18 protein-coding genes are annotated in these 23377 nt (G+C 64.4%); 6 read left to right on the top strand and 12 right to left on the bottom strand.

The window, feature by feature from the left end:
* The first annotated feature begins 17 nt into the window (after positions 1-17).
* Positions 18-2525 (top strand): GcvT family protein, encoded by a 2508-nt coding sequence (locus AC2FNS_RS11595; RefSeq protein WP_496712706.1) that lies wholly within the window; start codon positions 18-20, stop codon positions 2523-2525.
* Between the two features lie 278 nt (positions 2526-2803).
* Here the strand turns inward: AC2FNS_RS11595 and AC2FNS_RS11590 are convergent, their stop codons facing one another.
* From AC2FNS_RS11590 to AC2FNS_RS11575, 4 genes are all read right to left on the bottom strand, one after another.
* Positions 2804-3142: a carboxymuconolactone decarboxylase family protein gene (locus tag AC2FNS_RS11590; RefSeq protein ID WP_496712705.1), complete on the bottom strand. Its 339-nt coding sequence runs from the start codon at positions 3140-3142 to the stop codon at positions 2804-2806.
* 74 nt (positions 3143-3216) lie between these two features.
* Positions 3217-3870: a DUF938 domain-containing protein gene (locus tag AC2FNS_RS11585; protein WP_496712704.1), complete on the bottom strand. Its 654-nt coding sequence runs from the start codon at positions 3868-3870 to the stop codon at positions 3217-3219.
* Positions 3867-4934 carry an NAD(P)/FAD-dependent oxidoreductase gene (locus AC2FNS_RS11580; protein WP_496712703.1) on the bottom strand — a complete coding sequence of 356 codons (1068 nt, stop codon included), beginning with the start codon at positions 4932-4934 and terminating at the stop codon, positions 3867-3869. Before AC2FNS_RS11580 ends, AC2FNS_RS11585 begins: the two co-directional genes overlap by 4 nt.
* Positions 4931-5869, bottom strand: a complete 939-nt coding sequence (locus AC2FNS_RS11575) for an aldo/keto reductase (protein ID WP_496712702.1) — start codon at positions 5867-5869, stop codon at positions 4931-4933. The genes AC2FNS_RS11580 and AC2FNS_RS11575 overlap by 4 nt, the downstream gene beginning before the upstream one ends.
* 149 nt (positions 5870-6018) lie before the next feature.
* Between AC2FNS_RS11575 and AC2FNS_RS11570 the strand changes: the two genes are divergently transcribed.
* From AC2FNS_RS11570 to AC2FNS_RS11560, 3 genes are all read left to right on the top strand, one after another.
* Positions 6019-6426 carry a hypothetical protein gene (locus AC2FNS_RS11570; protein WP_496797655.1) on the top strand — a complete coding sequence of 136 codons (408 nt, stop codon included), beginning with the start codon at positions 6019-6021 and terminating at the stop codon, positions 6424-6426.
* Complete coding sequence (locus tag AC2FNS_RS11565; RefSeq protein WP_496712700.1) at positions 6419-7648, top strand: HlyD family secretion protein; 1230 nt, start codon at positions 6419-6421, stop codon at positions 7646-7648. Before AC2FNS_RS11570 ends, AC2FNS_RS11565 begins: the two co-directional genes overlap by 8 nt.
* 71 nt (positions 7649-7719) lie before the next feature.
* Complete coding sequence (locus tag AC2FNS_RS11560) at positions 7720-8334, top strand: CDP-alcohol phosphatidyltransferase family protein (protein WP_496712699.1); 615 nt, start codon at positions 7720-7722, stop codon at positions 8332-8334.
* Between the two features lie 52 nt (positions 8335-8386).
* Here AC2FNS_RS11560 and AC2FNS_RS11555 read toward each other — a convergent pair whose 3' ends face one another.
* The 7 genes from AC2FNS_RS11555 to xdhA form a co-directional block, all read right to left on the bottom strand.
* Positions 8387-9460 (bottom strand): BMP family ABC transporter substrate-binding protein, encoded by a 1074-nt coding sequence (locus tag AC2FNS_RS11555; RefSeq protein WP_496678504.1) that lies wholly within the window; start codon positions 9458-9460, stop codon positions 8387-8389.
* Positions 9461-9492: 32 nt separating this feature from the next.
* Positions 9493-10413 (bottom strand): ABC transporter permease, encoded by a 921-nt coding sequence (locus AC2FNS_RS11550; RefSeq protein ID WP_496687307.1) that lies wholly within the window; start codon positions 10411-10413, stop codon positions 9493-9495.
* A gap of 3 nt (positions 10414-10416) precedes the next feature.
* A complete protein-coding gene (locus tag AC2FNS_RS11545; protein WP_496687308.1) occupies positions 10417-11499 on the bottom strand; it encodes an ABC transporter permease in 1083 nt (360 codons plus the stop codon).
* Between the two features lie 63 nt (positions 11500-11562).
* On the bottom strand, positions 11563-13080 hold the full coding sequence (locus AC2FNS_RS11540) for an ABC transporter ATP-binding protein (protein ID WP_496687309.1): 1518 nt from the start codon (positions 13078-13080) through the stop codon (positions 11563-11565).
* Positions 13077-14012, bottom strand: coding sequence for a xanthine dehydrogenase accessory protein XdhC (xdhC, locus tag AC2FNS_RS11535; protein ID WP_496687311.1), 936 nt, complete (start codon positions 14010-14012; stop codon positions 13077-13079). Before xdhC ends, AC2FNS_RS11540 begins: the two co-directional genes overlap by 4 nt.
* Positions 14012-16354, bottom strand: a complete 2343-nt coding sequence (gene xdhB / locus AC2FNS_RS11530) for a xanthine dehydrogenase molybdopterin binding subunit (RefSeq protein WP_496712698.1) — start codon at positions 16352-16354, stop codon at positions 14012-14014. Before xdhB ends, xdhC begins: the two co-directional genes overlap by 1 nt.
* Positions 16351-17712 (bottom strand): xanthine dehydrogenase small subunit, encoded by a 1362-nt coding sequence (gene xdhA / locus AC2FNS_RS11525; protein WP_496803856.1) that lies wholly within the window; start codon positions 17710-17712, stop codon positions 16351-16353. The genes xdhB and xdhA overlap by 4 nt, the downstream gene beginning before the upstream one ends.
* 343 nt (positions 17713-18055) lie before the next feature.
* Between xdhA and dnaE the strand changes: the two genes are divergently transcribed.
* Positions 18056-21556: a DNA polymerase III subunit alpha gene (dnaE, locus tag AC2FNS_RS11520; protein ID WP_496712696.1), complete on the top strand. Its 3501-nt coding sequence runs from the start codon at positions 18056-18058 to the stop codon at positions 21554-21556.
* A gap of 7 nt (positions 21557-21563) precedes the next feature.
* Here the strand turns inward: dnaE and AC2FNS_RS11515 are convergent, their stop codons facing one another.
* Complete coding sequence (locus AC2FNS_RS11515) at positions 21564-21758, bottom strand: SlyX family protein (RefSeq protein ID WP_093964614.1); 195 nt, start codon at positions 21756-21758, stop codon at positions 21564-21566.
* Positions 21759-21886: 128 nt separating this feature from the next.
* Between AC2FNS_RS11515 and hisS the strand changes: the two genes are divergently transcribed.
* Entirely contained in the window at positions 21887-23374 is a 1488-nt protein-coding gene (hisS, locus tag AC2FNS_RS11510; protein ID WP_496712695.1) for a histidine--tRNA ligase, read from the top strand.
* The last annotated feature ends 3 nt before the right edge of the window (positions 23375-23377 follow it).

The following is a 23377-nucleotide window of genomic DNA, read 5'->3' as shown; positions in this document are numbered from 1 at the left end:
ATCCGGAGAGCGGGCACATGAAAACCCAAGTCAAAGCATTGATCGTTGGCGGCGGCGCCATCGGCACATCGATTGCCTATCACCTGGCCAAGGCGGGCTGGGACGATGTCATGCTGATCGAACGGGACGAACTGACTGCGGGGTCCACCTGGCACGCGGCGGGTCTGCTGCCGCTCTTCAACATGTCCTACGCGACGACCCACATCCACAAATACTCGGTGGATTTCTACAAGACGCTCGAGGCGGAAACGGGCCTGAATGCGGGCTTCTCGGTGGTGGGCAACCTGCGCATGGCACAGACGCAGGAGCGTATGGACGAATACATGCTGTATGCCTCGACCGCCGAAACCTGCGGTGTGCCCTACGAATGGCTGAGCCCGGCCCAGATCAAGGAGCGGTGGCCGCTGGTGCGGACCGATGATCTGGTCGGCGCGATCTATCATCCGACCGACGGCTACATCAACCCGGCCGACGTGACCATGGCGATGGCCAAGGGCGCCCGTCAGCGCGGCGTTATGATCGAGCGCAAGTGGCAGGCCGATGCCTTTGAATGGAAAGGCGACCACTGGGACGTGACCCTGACCAAGATGGTCGAGAAGGGCGGCAACCTGGTGCCGTCAGACGAGCAGATCGTCGTCTCGGCCGAGCATGTGGTGACCGCCTCGGGCAACCACGCGCAGCGCACGGCGCGGATGCTGGGGATCAAGATCCCCGCGATCCCGGTCGAGCATCAGTTCATCGTCACCGAACCCGACGCCGAGCTGGTCAAGTTCCGCGAGGCCGGCAACCCCGAGCATCCGGTTCTGCGCGACGCCGACGCCAAGTGGTATGTGCGCGAGGAACGCGGCGGCTGGATCCTGGGCCCCTACGAGCGCAACGCGCCGGCCCGTTTCGAATATGGCGTGCCCGACAGCTTCCGCGCCGACCTCTTCCCGCTGGATCTCGAGCGGATCGAAGAGGAATACATGAGCATGATCCACCGGATTCCGTCCACGGAAACGGTTGGCCTCAAGGACGATTTCAACGGCCCGATCTGCTATACCCCCGATGGCAACCCGCTGGTCGGCCCCGCGCCGGGTCTGCGCAACATGTGGCTGGCCGAGGGCTTCTCGTTCGGTATCACTGCCGCCGGCGGCACCGGTTATTACCTGGCGCAGTTGATGGTCGAGGGCGAGGCCGAGATCGACATGGCCTCGCTGGACCCGAAACGCTACTCCAGCAACTGGATGACCACCGAGTTCGCCGCGCGCAAGAACGAGGAATGCTACGAGCACGTCTACATCCTGCACCACCCGGACGAAGAGCGCGAGGCCTGCCGCCCGCTGCGCACCGCCCCGGCCTATGACCGCCAGAAGGCGCGCGGCGCGCAGTTCGGCTGGGTCAACGGCTGGGAGCGTCCCAACTACTTCGGCCCGCTGGACGCGCCCGAGAATTTCGACCACGACGCCCGCAGCTTCCGCCGCGGCGGCTGGTGGCAATATGCCGTGGAAGAGGCCAAGGCGATCCGCAACGGGGTCGGTCTGATCGACGCCACCGCCTTTACCAAGCACATCGTCAAGGGGCCGGGCGCGACCCAGTTCCTCGACTGGTTCACCTGCAACAAGCTGCCCAAGGTCGGCCGCATCAACCTGACCTATGCGCTGACCGATCACGGCACCACCCGCACCGAATACACCATCGTGCGCCTGAAGGAGCACGAATACTACCTCGTCTCCGCCGGTGCCTGGACCGAGTATGACGCCGACTTCCTGCGCAAGGCGGCCGAGGACAAGATGGCCGAGTTCGGCTATATCGAGATCCAGGACGTGACCACCCAGTGGGGCGTCTTTGCCATCGCCGGGCCCAAGTCGCGCGACGTGCTGAAAGAGGTCATCAAGGACGCCGAGCCCGAAACCGCCCTGTCGAACAAGCGCTTCCCGTGGCTGTCGGCCCGTCAGATCGAACTGGGCATGTGCCCGGTCAACGCGATCCGCGTGGCCTATACCGGCGAGCTGGGCTGGGAACTGCACCACCCGATCGAGATGCAGAACTACCTGTTCGACCTGCTGGAGAAAGCCGGAGAGAAGCACGGCATGAAGCTGGTCGGCGCCCGCGCGCAAAACTGGCTGCGGCAGGAGAAATCCTATCGCGCCTTCGGCACCGAACTGGGCCGCGACGCGACGCCGCTCGAGGCCGACCTGCCGCGTTTCGTCGATCTGAACAAAGAGTTCCACGGCAAGGACAAGCTGATCGAGACCGGCGTTCGGGTGAAATGCTGCACCCTGCTTATCGACGGGCCCGAGGATGCCGACCCGTGGGGCCGCGAGGCACTCTATACGCCCGAAGGCGAGCGTGTGGGCCGTCTGACCTCGGGTGGTTATTCGGTGGCCTTCGAGAAATCGATCGGCATGGGCTACGTCAAGCCCGAGCTGGCGGTGGAAGGCACCAAGCTGAAGGTCAAGATGTTCGACAAGCTGTGGGATGCGGTCGTGACCTGCGACAGCCCCTACGACCCGGAGAACGAAACCATCCGCAAGGACGGCTGATTGCTCCCCCTGTCAGGCGGCGCGCCCTGAATGCGCCGCCTGCGGCGGCCCATGCCTCCGGCGGAGGTATTTTCAAACAGAAGAAGCAGCCGGATCGAGAAATGATCCAGCCCCCCGCCTGTGGCAGGGGGCCTTCTCCTGTTGCGGTCATCGGCGCCTCCGCCTGTACCGCATCTCCAGACTTTCAGAGAATGGTAAACAAAACCCTTCTTCTGTTCAAAAATACCTCCGCCGGAGGCAAGCCTGCCTTGGCAGGCTTTCCCGGTGGGGCACCTGGTTCAGTCCGAGGTCAGTTCATCGAAACATTCCAGCGCCTTGGCCGCATACATCATCGACGGTCCGCCGCCCATCTGGATACTCATCGCCAAAACATCCGCGACCTCTTCGCGGGTTGCGCCCGCCTTGATCAGGGCTTCGACATGCAGCGAGATACAGGGCTCGCACCGCACCGCGACCGAGATGCCGAGGGCGACGAATTCCTTGGTCTTGTAGTCAAGCGTTCCGCCTTCCTTGACGGACTTACTCAACGCGCCGAAGGCGCGGGCCGTGTCGGGGACCGCGCCGTTCAGGTTTCTCAGCCCCGATCTTGTGGAAGAGAGTTTTTCTTTCCAGCTCATGTGTAGCTACCCTTTTTTAAACATATCGTTGTTGGCATGTGTATAGGGTTTTGGAGCTGTCTCCTTGATCTCGATCAGGTCGCCGGTTTTTCGGCGACAAGGGCCAGGTTGTTTGCAGGCATCTCCAAGACCTGCACCAGTTCCAGCCCTGCGTCCTGCATCAGGTCAATCGTGTCGAAATCGTCCTTGTAGCCGATTTCGGGATCCTGCGCGGTCAGGGTGGCGTGAAATCGGGCATCGCCTTCGCTGGTCAGTTCCTCGGCCCGCATGAACGGACCATACAGGACGAAACGCCCGCCCGGAGCAAGGGCGCGGGCGGTCTCGGTGATGATGGTCTCTGCCTCGGGCTGGCTGATGAGGTGCAGCAGGTTGATCAGCACGATCAGATCCTGCCCACCGTGCCGGTCCGACCAGCCACGCTCGGTCGCGTCCAGCGCGATGGCCGGGGCCACGTTCGGCAGGTCGCTTGCATAGTCGTCGATGCTGGCGCGCCGCGCGGCGTCGATCTCGGTCGGCTGCCATTCGAGCCCGGGCAGCCGCTCGGCAAACGCAGCGACATGCTGACCGGTGCCGCTGGCCAGCTCCAGCGCGCGGCCTCGGTCGGGGGCGACCTCGGATAGCAGAGCGCACAGGTGTGCGACGTTCCTGCTGGCAGCCGGGGCGACCAGCCGGGCGCCATCGCCCGGAGTGGCGACGCTTGCGCACGGGGGAAGGGGGCGCCGGGTCATGATCGCAGTCGCGCAGGGGACAGCGCCGTGACGATCTCGGGCGGCAGCTCGGGCGGCAGGCCCAGCGCCAGGTCGGCGACCAGCCGCGCTGCCGCAGGTGCGGTCTGAAACCCATAGCCGCCTTGCGCGGCCGACCAGACAAAGCTGGCATCCGCCGGATCCGGACCCAGAACCAGCGTGCCGTCGGGCGCAAAGCTGCGCAGACCGGCCCAATTGGTTTCCACCCGCACAACCGGGCAGATGACCATTTCCTCGTAACGCGCCAACCCTTCGGCCAGCACCATGTCATCGGCCCAGGCGTCCTGTGGGGCAACGGGGTCGGCGTCGGCCGGGGACACCAGCAGCTTGCCGGCGTCGGGCTTGGCATACCAGGTCTCGCCCGCGCCCAGCATCATTGGCCAGTGGCGCAGGTCATGGCTGCCGGGCGCGGGCAGGCGCGCCATCGAGCGACGCCGCGGCGTGATCCCGATCGGGTCGATCCCGGCCATCGTTGCCACCTCATCCACCCATGCGCCTGCCGCGTTGACGATGGTCCGGGCTTCGAATTCCTGCTCTGCCGTCACGACCCAGTGTCCGGCCTTGCGGATACCTGTCACCGCCTGCCCGGTCAGGACCGTCCCGCCATTGGCGCGGATCGTGCGGGCGAAATCCTGCAGGACGCGGTCGGTGTCGATGTCATGGGCGGCCTCGCTAAGCGCGGCGCGGGTCACCGTTTCAGGGTTCAGAATAGGGACATGCGCCAGTGCCTCTGAAATCGGGATTTCCGTCATGTTCAATTCGGCCACGTCCAGGGCGAACTGTTCGGCCTGATTCTGCTTGGCCAACAGCATCAGACCGCGCGGCGTCAGGTATCCGCTGTCGGCAAAGAACCCGGCACTGGCCCTGTTCAATGCAACCACCGAAGCGGGGCCATACCCCTCCTCGAATAGCGCGGCCGAGCGCCCCGAGGCGTGGTAGCCTAACGCGTCTTCGGCCTCGAGAACGGTGACCGAGCCGTGTTCCGACAGGCGGGCGCCTGCACTCAGCCCCGCGACGCCGCCGCCGATGACCAGAAAGTCGATCATGTGGCCTCCTCGAGCCTGTCGGTGGCGGGTGGCGGCGATACGCTGAGCGCGGTGATGCGGGCATAAAGATCGGGGGACATTTCGAAGGTCAGCGCGGCCAGCGACGGGTCCAGTTGTTCGCGGCTGCGCGCCGAAATGATGGGGGTCGGCGCATAGGGGCTGGCGGAGACCCAGGCCACCGCCAACGTCGCCGGATCGACCCCGGTTTCGGCCGCCAGATCGGCCAACCGGGTCGCGGTTTCGGCCATCCAGTCGGCCCCGTAGCGGCTGGCATAGCGTTCATCTTCGGCCAGCCGCCCGCCGCCGCCGCGCGCATACTTGCCGGTCAGCAGACCGCCGCCCAGCGGAGAATAGGAAAACACAGCGATTCCCTGATCGGAACACATGGGCAGGATCTCGACCTCGGCCTGACGCTTGACGAGGTTGTACATCGGCTGCAGCGCGTCGATCGTCAGATCGAACTGCGCGGCGATCTGTGCGGCTTTCATCACCTGCCAGGCGGCAAAGTTGGACAGGCCCAAATAGCGGATCTTGCCGGCCTGTTTCAGGCGGGCGAAACACTCCATCGTCTCGGCCACATCGGTTCCGGGGTCGAACCGGTGCAGGTACAGCAGGTCGATCACGTCCTGCCCCAGTCGGGCGCGAGAAATGTCGAACTGGCTTTCGATATTCGCCGCCCCCGCGCCACCCGTATACCCGACCTTGGTCGCAATCAGCAGATCGTCGCGCTCGGGCGCGATCATCTGGCCCAGCAAGGTTTCCGAGGCGCCATCGGTGTAGACATATGCCGTGTCGAAATGCGCGATCCCTGCGGCCCGGCAGGCATCATACATCGCTCGGCTCTGGTCCGCATCGGCGCGGCCGCCGAATTGCATCGTGCCGAAGGCAAATCCGCGCAAGGGTGCGCCGTTCAGGGTGGTAAGGTACTGGGTCATGTCTGCGTCCGATTGGTGATCGTTTGGACGAAACGCCGGAACAATCCGTCCCCCTTGTTTAAGCGGGGTTGAATTTGCGCATCAACCCATCAAGTCCCTTTCTGCAGGATTTTCCGAAGGCGGATTTTACCGGCGCAGATATTCACCCGATGGCCACGGGGCATATCCCCTCGTATGTGACAGAGGCGGTTGGAAGCGGCTTTCTGTTCACCTTCATTGTGTTTTTCACCGTCGGCGTGGTCGTTCTGATCGGGGTCGGGTACCTGACCCTGCATTCGGTGCCGGAGAAGATGGCGCATGAAAACAACCACCCTCAGTTTAAATTGGTCAGGCTTCTGGCGCTGCTGGCACTGTTCATCCACGACGGCATCTTCTGGATTGCGGCGATCCTGATGGCGGGTTTCCAGTTTCCGAACTTCGCTGCTCCGCTGCGTTCGATTGCCGATGCCATCCGGTCATTGGCACCGGGCCGCGGCCAGCCACCCGACCCAGAGGCGCCCGCGGCACCCGTGACCGCCCAGGGGACGCGCACTGACGGAGCTGCGGCCGATGCTTGAAACACTGATGTGCGCGCTGGTCACCGTGCTGCGGGATTTCCTGTTCCGCAGGTTCGTGCAGGGCAAGCGGATCGCGCATGAAATCACCCTGTTCACCATGTGGTACGAGCTGCGCTGGGACCTGACCACCTGCGCGATCCTCGCGCTCGTGATCACCATGTTGTTCTACTTCCATCCGGCCAGCAAGACCGCGGCGTCGTATTTCCGCACGGTGACGATCCTGCCGCAGCTAGGCGGGCGGGTGTCCGAGGTCTATGTGACCAACAACCAGATCGTCACCGCGGGGCAGCCGATCTTCCGGATCGAGGATTTCACCCAGAAGGCCCAGGTCGAGGCGGCGCATGCGCAGATCGCCCAGATCCAGGCCTCGTTGAAAGTGACCGAGACCGACTTGGCCGAAGCCGAGGCTGGCATTGCGGCGGCCAAGGCCGCGCTGGATCAGGGCCTTGAGGACCTCGAGCGCAACACGACCCGGCGCGACGAGGGCTCCAGCGCCGTGCGGCTGGCCGAGATCGACCGGCTGGAAAACCTGGTGGCCGAGCGCCAGGCCCAAGTGCGTGCGGCCGAGTCGAAGAAGGCCGCTGTCGTTCAGCAGATCGAGGAATTGATCCCCGCCCAACTGTCCAGCGCCAATCCGCAGTTGGACGCGGCGTTGGCTGAGTTGGACAAGACGGTCGTCAGTGCCGGCGTGACCGGCCGTGTCGAGCAGTTCGGGCTGCGGGTCGGCGACTATGTAAGCCCGCTTCTGCGTCGGGCGGGCATGCTGGTGCCCTTAAACTCGGGGCGCGACAGGTTCCAGGCCGCGTTCAACCAGATGAGCGCACAGGTGATCGAGCCCGGCAAGATCGGAGAACTGGGCTGCATGACCAAGCCGTTCACGGTGATCCCTGTCGTGGTGGTTCAGGTGCAGGACGTGATCCCATCGGGGCAGATCCGGCCCACGAACGAGTTGCGTGACGTGCAGGTCAATACCAATCTGGGTTCGATCCTCGTCTATCTCGAGCCGCTGTATGGCGGCATGGCCGACACGATCCCGAAGGACAGCAACTGCCTGGCCAATGTCTATACCGACAATCACCACAAGCTCGAGGATGAAAGCCTAGGGTTCTGGCAGAAGGCGTTTTACCATGTGGTCGACACGATCGGTGCCTTGCATGCGGCGGGCCTGCGCCTGCGGCTGATCCTGATGCCGGTTAACACATTGGTGCTCAGCGGGCACTAGCCGCGTGCAGCGACTGCGCGCTCGCGCCATTGTGTCTGGCCAAAATCGGGATCGCAGGCTAGGAGCCGCGCATGTTCGATGCACAGATCCGACCCATTATTGATCCGGTGCTGAACGCGCAGGGGCGTGTTCTTGCCCGGCTGGGCTTTACCGCCAACCAGATCACGCTGATCGGGTTGGGGCTGGGGCTGGTGGCCTGCGGCCTGATCGCCGTTGGGGAAACGGCGTGGGCCTTGCTGCCGCTGCTGTTGTCGCGCTTGGCGGATGGGCTGGATGGCGCGGTGGCCCGCGCGCGCGGAGGGACCGATTTCGGCGGTTACCTTGATATCACCTGCGATTTCCTGTTCTACGGCGCGGTCCCATTCGCATTCGTCGTCGCCGACCCTGCGGCCAACGGCTTGGCCGGGGCCTTTCTGCTGCTGTCATTCTACGTTAACGGCACCAGCTTTCTGGGCTTTGCCCTGCTGGCCGACCGTCACGGACTGCGGTCTGAGGCGCGGGGGAAGAAGGCGCTGTATTTCACCGGCGGCCTGCTGGAAGGGGCAGAGACGATCGCTTTCCTGGTTCTGCTTTGCCTGCTGCCGCAGGCATTCGCGCCCATGGCTTGGGTGTTCGGGGGGCTGTGTTTCCTGACGGCGTCGTCGCGGGTTCTTCTGGCCTGGCGCAGTTTTCGGGACCAACTGTAAATAAAAAAGCCCGCCAGATGGGGCGGGCTTTCCGGTGTTTTTCAGATCCGGCTTACTGCGGAATTTCGCCTTCCAGGCCTTCGACATAGAAGTTCATGCCGGCCAGCGTGCCGTCATCGGCCACTTCGCCTTCTGCCAGCCAGGCGCTGCCGTCCTGCTTGTTCAGCGGGCCGGTGAAAGGATGGTATTCACCCGATGCGATCGCGTCCTTCAGAGCCAGAGCTTCAGCCTTGACGTCGGCCGGAACGGCATCGGAGATCTCGCCGATCTCGACCATGCCTTCCTTGATACCGTCCCAGGTGTTCACCGACTCCCAGGTGCCATCCATCACAGCCTGGGTGCGCGCAATGTAGTAAGGCGCCCAATTGTCGATGATCGAGCTGACGCGCGGCATCGGAGCATATTCGCTCATGTCCGAGGCCTGGCCGAAAGTGATCACGTTGCCGGCTTCTTGTGCGGCAGCCTGCGGTGCGGTCGAGTCCGTGTGCTGCAGGATCACATCGGCGCCCTGTTCGATCAGAACCTTGGCGGCATCAGCCTCTTTCGCCGGATCGAACCAGGTGTAGGCCCAGACGATTTTGAACTCGACATCCGGGTTCACCTTCTTGGCGTGAATGAAGGCCGAGTTGATGCCGCGGATCACTTCGGGGATCGGGTACGAGCCGATATAGCCGATGATGTTCGACTTGGTCATCTTGCCGGCGATATGACCTTGGACAGCGCGACCCTCATAGAAACGCGCCGAGTAGACCGACACGTTGTCGGCGGTCTTGTAGCCGGTGGCGTGCTCAAATTTCACGTTCGGGAATTTCTTGGCCACGTTGATGGTCGGGTCCATGTAGCCGAACGAGGTGGTAAAGATCAGGTCGGCCCCTTCCAGCGCCATCTGGGTCATGACGCGCTCGGCATCCGGGCCTTCGGGCACCGATTCCACGTACACGGTTTCGACCTTGTCGCCAAAGTGCTTCTCGACAGCCTGACGGCCCTTGTCGTGCTCGTAGGTCCAGCCGCCATCGCCCACCGGGCCGACATAGACGAACCCGACCTTTGTCTTGTCCTCGGCCACGGCGCCCGTGGCAAGGCCAAGTGCCATGGCGGCGCTTGCCAGAAGTGAAGTGAATTTCATTTAGTTACTCCCCAATTTGGTACAGTTGGCCCCTAGTGCGAGGCGTGGAAGGTCCGGCCAAGTGAGGCAGGTGCCCTGCTCTTGTCGGCCGAAAGGATCACGAGCACAAGGATCGTTATGATGTAGGGCGACATTGCCAGATACTCGACAGGGATGGCAACGCCCGCTGCCTGCAAATTCAGCTGCAGAACGGTGATGCCGCCGAACAGATAGGCACCCAGCAAGGTGCGCCACGGTTTCCAGCTGGCGAACACCACCAGTGCCAGCGCGATCCAGCCGACGCCGGCGGTCATGCCTTCGGTCCATTGTGGTACCCGGATCAGGCTGATATAGGCCCCACCCAGCCCGGCGCAGGCGCCGCCGAAGAGGATGGCCAGAATGCGGATCCGCACCACCTTGTAGCCCAGCGCATGGGCGGCATCGTGGTTTTCCCCCACCGCGCGCAGGATCAGACCCGCTCGGGTGTATTTCAACATCGCCCACACCCCTGCGGTCAGCGCAATGCCCACATACAGGATCGGATCATGCTGGAACAGGATGGGGCCGATCACCGGCAGGTCGCTCAGGACGGGGATGTGGATGTCGCCCATGCTGGGCGGCTTGATGCCCACATAGCTTTGCCCCAACAACGCGCTGAGGCCTAGGCCGAACAGCGTCAGGGCCAGGCCGCTGGCCACCTGGTTGGCCAGTGCGAACTGGGTCAGCAGCACGAACAGCAGCGACAGCAGCGCGCCGCCGATGGCCGCCGCCACGAAACCCAGCCAGGGCGAGCCGGTCTCGACCGAGATCGCAAAGCCGCTGATCGCGCCCACGATCATCATGCCTTCGACGCCAAGGTTCAGTACGCCGGCTTTCTCGACGACCAGCTCTCCGATTGCGGCCAGCAACAGCGGGGTGGCCGCCACCATCAGCGAGGCGATCAGCAGAATGGGGTTGATTTCACCAAGGTTCATGGGTCACGCCACCTCGCTGCGGGCCGCACGGATGCGGTAGTTGGTCAATAGGTCAAAGGCCAGCAGGAAGAACAGCAGCATCCCCTGAAACACCTGAATCGCGGCGGCGGGCAGCCCCAGCTGAGACTGCGCGATCTCGCCGCCGATATAGGTCAGCGCCATCAGGCCGCCGGCCAGAAGGATGCCCACCGGGTGCAGACGGCCGAGGAAGGCCACGATGATGGCGGTAAACCCGTAGCCCACGTTGAAGTCGATGCTCACCACGCCCGCGGGGCCGGACACTTCGAACATGCCCGCCAAGCCCGCCAGGGCACCCGAAAGCCCCAGGCAGAACAGGATCAGCCGGGGCGGGTTCACGCCTGCGAATCTTGCTGCGCGGGGGGCCTCGCCCGTCAGGCGGATGTGAAAGCCCAGCATGTGCCGGTTCAGCAGGACATAGGCAAAGATCACCGCAACGAAGGCCGCGACCACACCCCAGTGCATGCCCGATCCTGCGATCAGTTCCGCGTTGTGCGCGGCGTCATAGGATTGCAGGTTGCGCGAGCCCGGAAAGCCGAACCCCTCGGGGTTTTTAAGCAGCCCCAGCGAGACCGAGGCCAGGAATTGCTCGGCCACATAGACGAGCATCAGCGAGACAAGAATCTCGTTGGTGCCAAAGCGCACTTTCAGAAAGGCCGGGATCATCGCCCAGATCCAGCCCCCAAAGGCCCCGGCGAGGACCATCAGCGGAAATACATACCAAGCATCAAGCGGATAGAAGGCCAGCCCGATGCCCGCGCCGAAAATCGCCCCCATGATGTACTGACCCTCGGCGCCGATGTTCCAGATCCCGGCGCGAAAGCCCAGCGACAGCCCGATGGCGATCAGGACCAGTGGCGCGCCTTTCACCAACAATTGCGGCCGGTAATAGAATGAGAACTCGCCGAACAGGGGCTCCCAGAAGATCGTGCCGATCGCCTCGACGGGGTTTTTGCCCAAGATGGCGAACAGCAGCCCGCCGAACACCATCGTGGCCACCACCGCCACCAGCGGCGTGGCGTAGGACCACGCCTTGGACGGCTGTGGGCGTTTCTCCAGCACGATCATCCCGTGATCCCCCTGCCTGTTGCGTTCTTGTTGATGTGCGCCGGTCGAAAGCCGCGCCGAGGCCTATACATGCGCCACCTCCATGCCATGCGCGCCGCCCATCATCAGGCCGATCTCTTCGACGCTCAGGTTGGCCGTGGGCCGCGGCGCGCTCAGTCGCCCCTCGTTCAGCGCGGCGAAACTGTCCGAGATCTCCATCAACTCGTCCAGGTCCTGGCTGATGCAAACCACAGCCGTGCCCTGGGCCGCAAGGTCCAGAATAGCCTGACGGATCGCGGCGGCTGCGGCGGCATCGACCCCCCAGGTCGGCTGGTTCACCACCAGAACCTCGGGGTTTTGCAGCACCTCGCGGCCGATCACGAATTTCTGCAGGTTGCCGCCCGACAGCGACCGCGCGGCGTTCTCAGGGCCGGGCGTGCGGACGTCGAAGGTTTTGATGATCCGCTCGGCGAAATCCCGGGCTTCGCTCCATTTCAGAAAGCCCCGGGTTTCGAGGTTTTCCCGCACCGACCCGGTCAACAGGGCGTTCTCGGTCAGGCTCATGTCCGGTGCCGCCGCATGGCCCAGACGTTCCTCGGGCGCGGTTAGTACACCCAGCTCGCGCCGTGCAGTGGGCCCCAGCCGGCCGATGGGCTGGCCGTTGAATTTGATGGCGTCGGCCGTGGTCAGGATTTCGCCCGACAGCGCACCCAGCAACTCGTCCTGCCCGTTGCCGGCGACGCCGCCGATGCCCAGAACCTCGCCCTTGCGCACGGTCAGGTGCACGTTTTTTAGCGCCGTGCCGAACTCGGACGGAGACGGCACCGACAGGCCGGTCACATCCAGCGCCACCGGGCCGAACGCGCGCCCCGCGCGTTCCGGTGTCTGCAAGGCCGAGCCAACCATCAGTTCGGCCATGTCGCGGGCCGAGGTCTCGGACGGTACGCATTCGCCCACATTCTTGCCCAGCCGCAGGATGGTGGCGTGGTCGCACAGCGTGCGGATTTCTTCGAGCTTGTGCGAGATGTACAGGATCGAGGTACCCTCCGAGCGCAGCTTTTTCAGCGTCTCGAACAGGATCTCGACCTCCTGCGGCGTCAGAACCGAGGTGGGTTCATCCATGATCAGCAGCTTGGGGTCCTGCAACAGGCAGCGGATGATCTCGACCCGCTGGCGTTCGCCCGCGGACAGGTCGCCCACGGTCCGGTACGGGTCGAGCGGCAGGCCGTAATTCTCCGAAACTTCGCGAATACGCGCAGCCAGGTCGCCCATGGGAGGTGGGTTTTCCATGCCCAAGGCGATGTTCTCGGCCACGTTCAGCGCGTCGAACAGCGAGAAATGCTGGAACACCATCGCGACGCCGTCGGCGCGCGCCGCGCGCGGTTCGCTTGGGACGTAGGGCTGGCCGCGCATCAGCATCGTGCCGCTGTCGGGCTTGACCAGCCCATAGATCATCTTGACCAGAGTGGACTTGCCGGCGCCGTTCTCGCCCAGCAGGGCATGGACTTCGCCTTCCGCTATGTCGAAGGACACATGGTCATTGGCCACGACGCCGGGATAGGCCTTAGTCAGTCCCTGCAGGCTCAGAAGTGGAGTGGTCACGCGCTCTGGTCCTTCTTCAAGTCATTCTGCCGGGCGGGGCGCAGGATATGTGCCGCCACACCGATTGCGATCATCTGCGGGTGCTTGCCCAGGGCCGGGTCCCCGATGGGGCAGGTGATCCGGCTGATCTGCGCCGGTGAATGCCCCAGCGCGGCAAGGCGCGAACGGAATCGCGCCCATTTCGTAGCCGAGCCGATCAGCCCCGCAAAGCGGAAATCATGCCAAAGCAGCCGGTTGCACAGTTCAAAGTCCAGATTGTGTGAATATGTCAGCACCAGGTGCTCGGCATCTGGCGGAGCGTGGTGCACCAGATCCGCCGGATTGGCTGCCGGCACTGCGGTAACACCCGGCGGAACCATCTCGGGAAAACGGTCGGGCGCGGTGTCCACCCAGGTGATCGCCAGATCGGGCAGGGGGGCCATCACACCGACCAGCGCCCGCCCGACATGTCCGGCCCCCCAGATCCACAGCTGGCTGAGGGGGCTGTGCACCGGTTCGATCATCCAGCCGTCGATCAGTTGGGGCTCGGGGCGCTGGCCCTGGTTGCGGGCCTGTGCCAGCAGCCGTTTCACCGAAAGCGGCATCGGAGCATCCGTGACGGGGCGGGCGATCACCTCGCGGTCCAACTGCGCGACAGCTTCCGCGTCATAGACCTCGCTCAGCAGCGTGACGGCGCCGCCGCAGCATTGCCCAAGGTCCGGCCCCAGCGCATGTCGGGATAGGCGGGACCGGTCTTGCTGGCCCCGGGCCGCCTCGGCCGCCTGAAACTCGAGCGTGCCGCCGCCGATCGTGCCCGCCTGCCCGCCGTCCCAAACCAGCATCGCGGCGCCGACCTCGCGCGGGGACGACCCGCGTATCGCGGCGATGACCACGCGTGTCACCTTGCCGTGTTTTTCTACCGCCTCCCTCAATGCCTCCCGATCGAAACCCATCAGTGTCCTCCGCGCAGCTTTCGGATACACCGCCAGACTTCTTCGGCGGTGGCCGGAGCTTTCAGACCCGGGTATCCATCGCCACAGGCCGCAACGGCATTCGACAGCGCCAGCCAGGCCGAAATTCCCAGCATGAAGGGCGGCTCGCCCACCGCCTTCGAGCGATAGATCGTGTCCTCGCGGTTCGCGCCATCCCAAAGCGCCACGTTGAACACGCCCGGCCGGTCCGAACAGGCGGGGATCTTGTAGGTCGATGGCGCATGGGTGCGCAGCCGGCCCTTGTCGTCCCACACCAGTTCCTCGGTCGTCAGCCAGCCCGCGCCCTGCACATAGCCGCCCTCGACCTGCCCGATATCCAGCGCCGGGTTCAGCGAGGCGCCGGCATCATGCAGGATATCCGCCCGCAGAATCCGGTTTTCCCCGGTCAGGGTGTCCACCGCCACCTCGGTCACCGCCGCGCCATAGGCAAAATAATAGAACGGACGCCCCTGACCCTTGATCCGGTCCCACTCGATCTTGGGCGTCTTGTAGAACCCGGTCGCCGACAGGCTGACGCGCCCCTGATAGGCCAGCGCCGCCGCCTCGGCAAAGCTGTAGCTTTCCTCGCCCACGGTAACCCGGCCATCGGCAAAGACGACCGCCGATGGGTCGGCCTGATGCCGCTGGCCCAGATAGGCGGCCATCCGGTCGCGGATCGTGTCACAGGCGGCCTTCACGGCCATCCCGTTCAGATCGCTGCCGGACGAGGCCGCCGTGGCCGAAGTATTCGGCACTTTCGCGGTATCGGTCGCGGTGATCTTCACCATCTCCAGCGGAATGCCGAACCGCGCGGCCGCCACCTGCGCCACCTTCTGGAACAGCCCCTGGCCCATCTCGGTGCCGCCATGGTTCAGATGCACCGAGCCGTCCTGATAGACATGCACCAGCGCCCCGGCCTGGTTCAGATGGGTCAGCGTAAAGGAAATCCCGAATTTCACCGGCGAAAAGGCGATACCCTTCTTGACCACGCGGTTCTCGGCATTCCACGCCGCGACCGCCGCCTTGCGCGCGGCATAGTCGCTCGACGCCAGCAGGGCCTCGGTCATCCCGTGCAGCTCGAAATCCTCGACCACCTGCCCATAGGGCGTGGTATTCCCCTTCATCTTTTCGGAAATACTCCGGGGGGAGGCCGCAGGCCGGGGGGCAGAGCCCCCCTCAGCCGGAGCCGCATAATAATTCCGCCTCCGCAGCTCGACCGGGTCCAGCCCCAACACATGCGCTGCGTGATCCATCACCCGTTCGATCCCTACCATGCCCTGCGGCCCGCCAAAGCCGCGAAACGCCGTCGCCGATTGGGTGTTGGTCTTCAGCCGATGGCTCTCGATCCGCGCGTTGGGCAACAGATAGGCGTTGTCGGCATGCAGCATCGCCCGGTCGGCCACCGGCAGCGACAGGTCCTGCGCCCAGCCGCAGATGGCGTAATGCTTGAACGAGACACCCTGAATGCGCCCCTCCGCGTCGAGCCCAGCCTTGTAGCTGATGCGAAACGCATGCCGCTTGCCGGTGATGATCATGTCATCGTCGCGGTCATAGCGCATCTTGCAGGCCCGCCCGGTCGCCCGCGCCGCGATGGCGCAGGCCACGGCCAGCGCGTTGCCCTGGCTTTCCTTGCCGCCAAAGCCGCCGCCCATCCGCCGGGTCTCGACCCGCACGGCGTTCATGGGAACACCCAGCGCCTCGGCCACCTTGTGCTGGATCTCGGTCGGGTGCTGGGTCGAGGAATGCACCAGCATGTCCCCGCCCTCGTTCGGCACCGCCAGCGCGGCCTGACCTTCCAGGTAGAAATGCTCTTGCCCGCCGATCTCGAACGTGCCTTCGACCACATGCGCCGCCTGTGCGATGGCCGTATCGGCATCACCCTTGGCGTAGATCCGCGGGCCGTCCTCGAACCGGCTGTCCGCGGCCAAGGCCTCCTCGATGGTCAGGATCGGCGTTTCCTCGGCATAGTCGATCCTGCCCAGCCGCGCCGCCTTGCGCGCCGCCGGATGGCTGGTGGCAACGACCAAAAACACAGACTGGCCCACATAGTTCACCGTCCCGTCCGCCAGCAGCGGCTCGTCATGGACCGAGGGCGAGACGTCATTGGCAAAGGGCAGGTCCTCAGCCGTCATCACCATCACGACGCCCTCGGCGGCCTTCACCGCCGACAGGTCCATCGCCGTGATCCGGCCCTTGGCGATCGGGCTCAACCCAAAGGCCAGGTGCAGCGTGCCTTTGGGCGTCGGAATGTCATCCACGTAACGCGCGGTTCCCGACACATGCAGATGTGCTGCGTCATGGGGCAGGGGCTTGGTCACGCTCATGCCGACACCTCCAGCACGTTGACCAACTCGCCCTGATCCTCTGCGAAATACCGCTCCAGCATCGCCTTGGCCGTCTCCAGCCGGTATTCGGCCGAGGCGCGCATGTCGGTCAGCGGGGTGAAATCCCCGTCAAACGCCGGCAGCGCGGCCTGAACGGTCTCATGCGTCCACGCCTTGCCGACCAAGGCGGCCTCGACCGCCGCGGCCCGCTTCGGAATGCCCGCCATGCCTCCGAAGGCGATGCGCGCCTGCACCACGAAGCCATCCGAAACGGTGACGTTGAAACAGCCACACACGGCCGAGATATCCTGATCGAACCGCTTGCTCAGCTTGTAGCATTTCAGCCGGTCCGATTGACGGGCAAAGCTGACCGCCTCGACGAACTCGCCGGGCGCGCGGTCCTGCTTGCCGTAATCGACAAAGAACGCCTCCAGCGGGATCGACCGCCGCGCGTCCCCTTTGCGCAGATGCAGCGTCGCCCCCAGCGCGATCAGCGCGGGCGGGTTGTCCCCGATGGGCGAGCCGTTGGCGATGTTGCCCCCCACGGTGGCCGAATGGCGCACCTGCACGCTGGCATAGCGCCGGATCATCTCAGCATAGGAGGGGTGCAGATCGGCCATCGCCGCGCCCATGCGGTTCATGTCCACCATCGCACCGATGCGGACCTCGTCTTCGGTGATCGAGATCTCCTTCAGATCGTCGCACCCGCCCAGAAAGATCACCGGGTCCAGATCGCGCAACTGCTTGGTCACCCACAGGCCCACATCAGTGGCGCCGGCCACCAGAGTCGCCTCGGGATGGCTGGCATAGACCTCGGCCAGCTCGTCGGACGAGCGCGGCATCATCGGCGAGGCGGGCTCGACCGCCACCGGCGTGTCCCTGATCCAGACCGGCACGGGCTGGTCTTCGACGGCCTTTGCCGCGCGGATGATCGGGGCATAGCCGGTGCAGCGGCACAGGTTGCCGGCCAGTTGCGTGTCGTGATCGGTTGCGCCATTCGCATGGCTGGCCACCATAGACATCACGAAACCCGGCGTGCAGAACCCGCATTGCGAGCCGTGATGCTCGACCATCGCCTGCTGAACCGGGTGCATCTGGCCATCCGGCCCGCTCGTGCCTTCGACAGTGCGCACCGCCTTGCCATGCAGCTGCGGTAGAAACAGGATGCAGGCATTCAGCGCCTTGGCGCCGCCCTCATCCGTCACCATCACGGTGCAGGCGCCGCAGTCGCCCTCGTTGCAGCCTTCCTTCGTGCCTGTCAGGCCGCGGTCCTCGCGCAGCCAATCCAGCAATGTGGCCGTCGGATCAACATCCGCCAACTCCACAGTCTCTCCGTTCAGAAGAAACGTGATGTTCATTCTAGAAACCCGTCGCGTTACCCCGTTGCGCCCATGGGTGCCCTCTCTCGATGCGACGTAGAGAAAGAAGCGGGCTTGTAGCTTGCCGAAAGATGTTAGAAACAGCGCCGGACGGCTGGCAAGAAAAACCGCCCCTGAAATGCACCATTCCTATTCGTCTTGACAGGTGTATCGACCGCCTGATCCGGGCACGACTTTGAAACAAAACACCTTTTTGCCATTGCGCCCCGATCTCAAGTAAAGCACCTTCTGAAAAACCCGAATAATCGCTGATTATTGTTTGAGCAACCCGCCGGTATCCTTCTGTCTTTTGCCCGCGCGCCGAGTGGGATAGCCTGCGCTCATGAGCAGTTCTCCGCGATTCATCCACCTGCGCGTTCATACCGAATATTCCCTGCTGGAAGGCGCTGTGCGGCTGAAAAAGCTGCCCGGTCTGTGCGAGCAGATGGACATGCCCGCCGTTGCGGTCACCGATACCAACAACATGTTCTGCGCGCTGGAGTTTTCCGTCACCGCCAGCGGCGCGGGAATCCAGCCGATCATCGGCTGCCAGGTGGACCTCAGTTATGTGACCGCACAGCCGGGCGACAAGCCGACGCAGCCTGCGCCCGTGGTGCTGCTGGCCCAGTCCGAGACCGGGTATGAGAACCTGATGAAGCTCAGCTCGTGCCTCTATGTGGACAAGGGCGGGCAGCTGCCGCAGGTCACGCTGGATGAACTTCAGCGCCATTCGGCGGGCCTGATCTGCCTGACCGGCGGCCCGGACGGCCCCGTGGGCCGCCTGCTGCAGCAGGGCCAGCGCCCGGCGGCCGAGGCGCTGGTGGACCGGCTGGCCGCGATGTTCCCCGATCGCCTGTATATCGAACTGCAACGCCACCCCGGCGAGGATGGCCAGCCCGAGGCCGAACGCCTGACCGAGCGCGGCCACGTGGAGATGGCCTATGCCAAGAACCTGCCTCTGGTCGCCACCAATGACGTCTATTTCCCAACCTCGGACATGTACGAGGCGCACGACGCCCTGATCTGCATCGCCGAGGGCGCCTATGTCGACCAGCAAGAGGGCCGCCGACGCCTGACCGCGCAGCACTATTTCAAGTCACCGCAGGAAATGGCCGCGCTCTTCGCCGACCTGCCCGAGGCGATCGAGAACACGGTCGAGATCGCCAAGCGCTGCGCCTTCATGGCCTACAAGCGCAACCCGATCCTGCCGAAATTCGCCGATGACGAGGTCGAGGAACTGCGGCGTCAGGCCAACGAGGGGCTGCAGAAACGTCTGGCGGTGATCCCCCACGCCGTCCCGCCCGAGGAATACCAGAAGCGTCTGGATTTCGAACTGGGCATCATCGAAAGCATGGGGTTCCCCGGCTACTTCCTGATCGTTGCCGACTTCATCAAATGGGCCAAGGAGCACAACATTCCGGTCGGGCCGGGGCGGGGCTCGGGCGCGGGCTCGCTGGTGGCCTATGCGCTGACGATCACCGACCTTGACCCGCTGCGCTACAGCCTGCTGTTCGAACGCTTCCTGAACCCCGAGCGGGTCTCGATGCCCGACTTCGACATCGACTTCTGCATGGACCGCCGCGAAGAGGTGATCCGCTACGTTCAGCAGAAATACGGCCGCGACAAGGTGGGCCAGATCATCACCTTCGGCGCGCTCTTGTCCAAGGCCGCGGTGCGCGACATCGGGCGGGTGCTGCAGATGCCTTACGGCCAGGTGGACCGCCTGTCCAAGATGATCCCGGTCGAAGGGGTCAAGCCGGTCTCGATCGAAAAGGCGCTCAAGGACGAACCCCGCCTGCGCGAAGAGGCCCGCAACGAAGAGGTGGTGGACCGCCTTCTGACTTACGGCCAGCAGGTCGAGGGGCTGTTGCGCAACGCCTCGACCCACGCCGCCGGGGTGGTGATCGGCGACCGGCCGCTGGACGAGCTGGTGCCGCTCTACCAGGACCCGCGCTCGGACATGCCCGCGACCCAGTTCAACATGAAATGGGTGGAACAGGCCGGTCTGGTCAAATTTGACTTTCTGGGCCTGAAAACCCTGACCGTGATCCAGAACGCGGTGGACCTGATCCGCAAGTCGGGCCGCGACCTGCACATCGCCGCCGACGGGAGGCAGCTCTATGATCCGCCCGAAGGCGCGGTGAACGAGATCAACGCGATCCCGCTGGACGATCCGGCCACCTACAAGCTCTATTCCGCGGCCAAGACCGTGGCGGTGTTCCAGGTTGAAAGCTCGGGCATGATGGACGCGCTCAAGCGCATGAAACCCACCTGCATCGAGGACATCGTGGCTCTCGTGGCGCTCTACCGCCCCGGCCCGATGGAGAACATCCCCACCTATTGCGAGGTCAAGAACGGCCAGCGCCAGATCCAATCCGTTCACCCGCTGATCGACCATATCCTCGAGGAAACGCAGGGCATCATCGTCTACCAGGAGCAGGTGATGCAGATCGCGCAGGTCATGGCGGGCTACTCCCTTGGCGGCGCCGACCTGCTGCGCCGCGCGATGGGCAAGAAGATCAAAGAGGCGATGGACGCCGAACGCCCGAAATTCGAGGCCGGCGCGGCCAAGAACGGGGTGGACGCCAAGAAGGCCTCCGAGGTGTTCGACCTGCTGGAGAAATTCGCCAACTACGGCTTCAACAAATCCCACGCGGCGGCCTATGCGGTGGTCAGCTACCAGACCGGCTGGCTCAAGGCGAACCACCCGGTCGAGTTCATGGCCGGCGTCATGAACTGCGATATCCACCTGACCGACAAGCTGGCGGTGTATTTCGAAGAGGTCCGCAAGGGGCTGGGCCTGCCTTACGTGCCGCCCTGCGTGAACCGCTCGCTGGCGACCTTCGACGTGGTGGATGGCCAGCTGGTCTATGCTCTGGGCGCGCTGAAAAACGTGGGCGTCGAGGCGATGAACCTCGTGGTGCAGGGGCGGGGCGACAAGCCTTTCGTCAACCTCTTTGACTTCGCCCGCCGGGTCGACCTGAAGAAGGTCGGCAAACGGCCGCTGGAGATGCTGGCCCGCGCGGGGGCCTTCGACGAGCTGGACAAGAACCGCCGCAGGGTGTTCGAAAGCCTCGAACAGCTGGTGCAGTATTCGGCGGCGATCCACGAGCAGAAGAATTCGAACCAGGTCTCGCTGTTCGGCGAGGCGGGCGACGATCTGCCCGAACCGCGCCTGTCGAAATCGCCAGACTGGCTGCCCGCCGAACGCCTGAGCGAGGAGTTCAAGGCCATCGGCTTCTACCTCTCCGGCCACCCGCTGGACGACTACATGCCCGCCCTGAAACGCAAGCAGGTGATGACGCTGGACGAGGTCACCGAAAAGGCACGCTCGGGTCCGTTGATCGCCAAGATGGCCGGTGTGGTCGCCGGACGACAGGAACGGAAATCGGCCAAGGGCAATCGGTTCGCCTTTGCCCAGCTGTCCGACCCGACGGGGGCATACGAGGTGACGCTGTTCTCGGAAACCTTGGAGAAATCACGCGAGTATCTGGAAACCGGCGCGCAGGTCGTGCTGACGGCCGAAGCCACGATGGAGGCCGACCAGCTGAAGCTGCTGGCGCGCTCGGTCGGTCCGGCGGATTCGGTGGTGGCCGAGGCCGGGGCAACGGGTCTGCGCATCTTCGTCGATCAGCCGCAGGTGGTGTCCACCGTGGCACGGGTTTTGCAGGACGCGGCGGGGGCGGCCCGAAATGCCGCGAAGGGGCCGGTTCACCTGTGCCTGTTGGACCCGGGCCTGCCGGGCGAAGTCGAGATGGATCTGGGGCAGGATTTCCCCATCAACCCGCAGATCAAGGGTGCGATCAAATCGCTCGATGGCGTGATGGACGTGCAGGAGGTCTGACGCCCCTTCAATAATGCGGCGGGCGTTCGTCGCCCAGGATGACCCCGCCGGACCCCTCCTGCGCGCGTTCGGCCTCGCGCTGCATCAGCATCGCGACATGGCGGGTCAGGCGATCGATCTCGTCCTGCTGCTTGGCGACGACCATGCTCAGGTCATCCACGGTGCGGGTCAGGTGGGCGATTTTCTCTTCCAGATGCTGCATCGCTGGGGCTCCTGTGATCTGGTGCGGTCATACCGCTGTGGCGCACGCAATGCCAGCGCTGGCTTGCCCCGACCCAGACCATGGGATAGACCGCGCGCGCAAGTGATGAAATCCCAAGGACGCCCCACATGGCCAAGCCCAAGAAACAGCCCCGCCCCAAGGCCGTCACGCCGAAAGGGTTCCGCGACTATTTCGGCCAGGAAGTCACGCAGCGCACCGAGATGCTGCGGACGATTGCGGACGTCTATCATCGCTATGGGTTTGATGCGCTGGAAAGCAGCGCCGTGGAAACGGTCGAAGCGCTGGGCAAGTTCCTGCCCGATGTCGATCGCCCCAACGAAGGCGTGTTCGCCTGGCAGGAGTTTGACGAGGGCGGCAACGGCGACTGGATGGCGCTGCGCTATGACCTGACCGCGCCGCTGGCTCGGGTCTATGCCCAACATCGCAACGACCTGCCCACGCCCTATCGCCGCTATGCGATGGGTCCGGTCTGGCGCAACGAAAAGCCGGGTCCGGGGCGGTATCGCCAGTTCTATCAATGCGATGCGGATACGGTCGGTACGGCCAGCATGGCCGCGGATGCCGAGATCTGCGCCATGCTCTCTGACACGCTGGAGACCGTGGGCATCCCGCGCGGCGACTATCTGGTGCGGGTCAACAACCGCAAGGTCCTCAACGGCGTGCTCGAGGCCATGGGCCTGGGCGCGGACGCGGCGGCGCGCGATGACGTTCTGCGCACCATCGACAAGTTCGACAAGGTGGGCGAGCAGGGCGTGCGCGAGTTGCTGACCAAGGGTCGGCTGGACGCCTCGGGCGCGTTTATCGAGGGCGTGGGTCTGTCCGACGATCAGGCCGAGCCGGTGATCGCCTTCCTGACCTCGAAAGCCGATGACGCCGCCGGAACGCTGGCCAACCTGAGCGCGGCCGTGGGTGACAGAAAGATCGGCGCTGAAGGCATCTCCGAGCTGGAGCAGATCGGCGAATTGCTGGCTGCGGGAGGCTATGGCGCCGATCGCATCCAGATCGACCCCTCGGTCGTGCGAGGGCTGGGATACTACACCGGTCCGGTCTACGAGGCCGAGCTGACCTTCGAGATCTTCGATGAAAAGGGTCGCAAGCGGCAATTTGGTTCCGTCGCAGGCGGCGGGCGCTATGATGATCTGGTCAAGCGCTTCACCGGGCAGGAAGTGCCGGCCACCGGTGTCTCGATCGGGGTCGACCGGTTGCTGGCCGCGCTGCGCGAGAAAGGGCGGATCAAGTCACATGACACCGGGCCGGTCGTCGTGACCGTGATGGACCGCGACCGCATGGCCGACTATCAGGCGATGGTGGCCGAACTGCGCAATGCCGGCATCCGCGCCGAGGTCTACCTGGGCAACCCCAAGAATTTCGGCAATCAACTGAAATACGCGGACAAGCGGAACTCGCCCGTCGCGGTGATCGAGGGCGGGGACGAGAAGGACCGCGGCGTTGTTCAGATCAAGGACCTGATCCTGGGCGCCAAGATCGCCGAGAGCGCCACGCTTGAGGAATGGAAGGAGCGCCCCAGCCAGTTCGAGGTACCCCGCGGCGATCTGGTCGCCAAGGTGCGCGAGATGCTGGACAGTCAGGACTGAGCC

Source organism: Ruegeria sp. BHSA191, assembly GCF_059613325.1.
The sequence above is the reverse complement of the archived record's forward strand: the minus strand, read 5'-3'. Positions and strand labels throughout refer to the sequence as shown.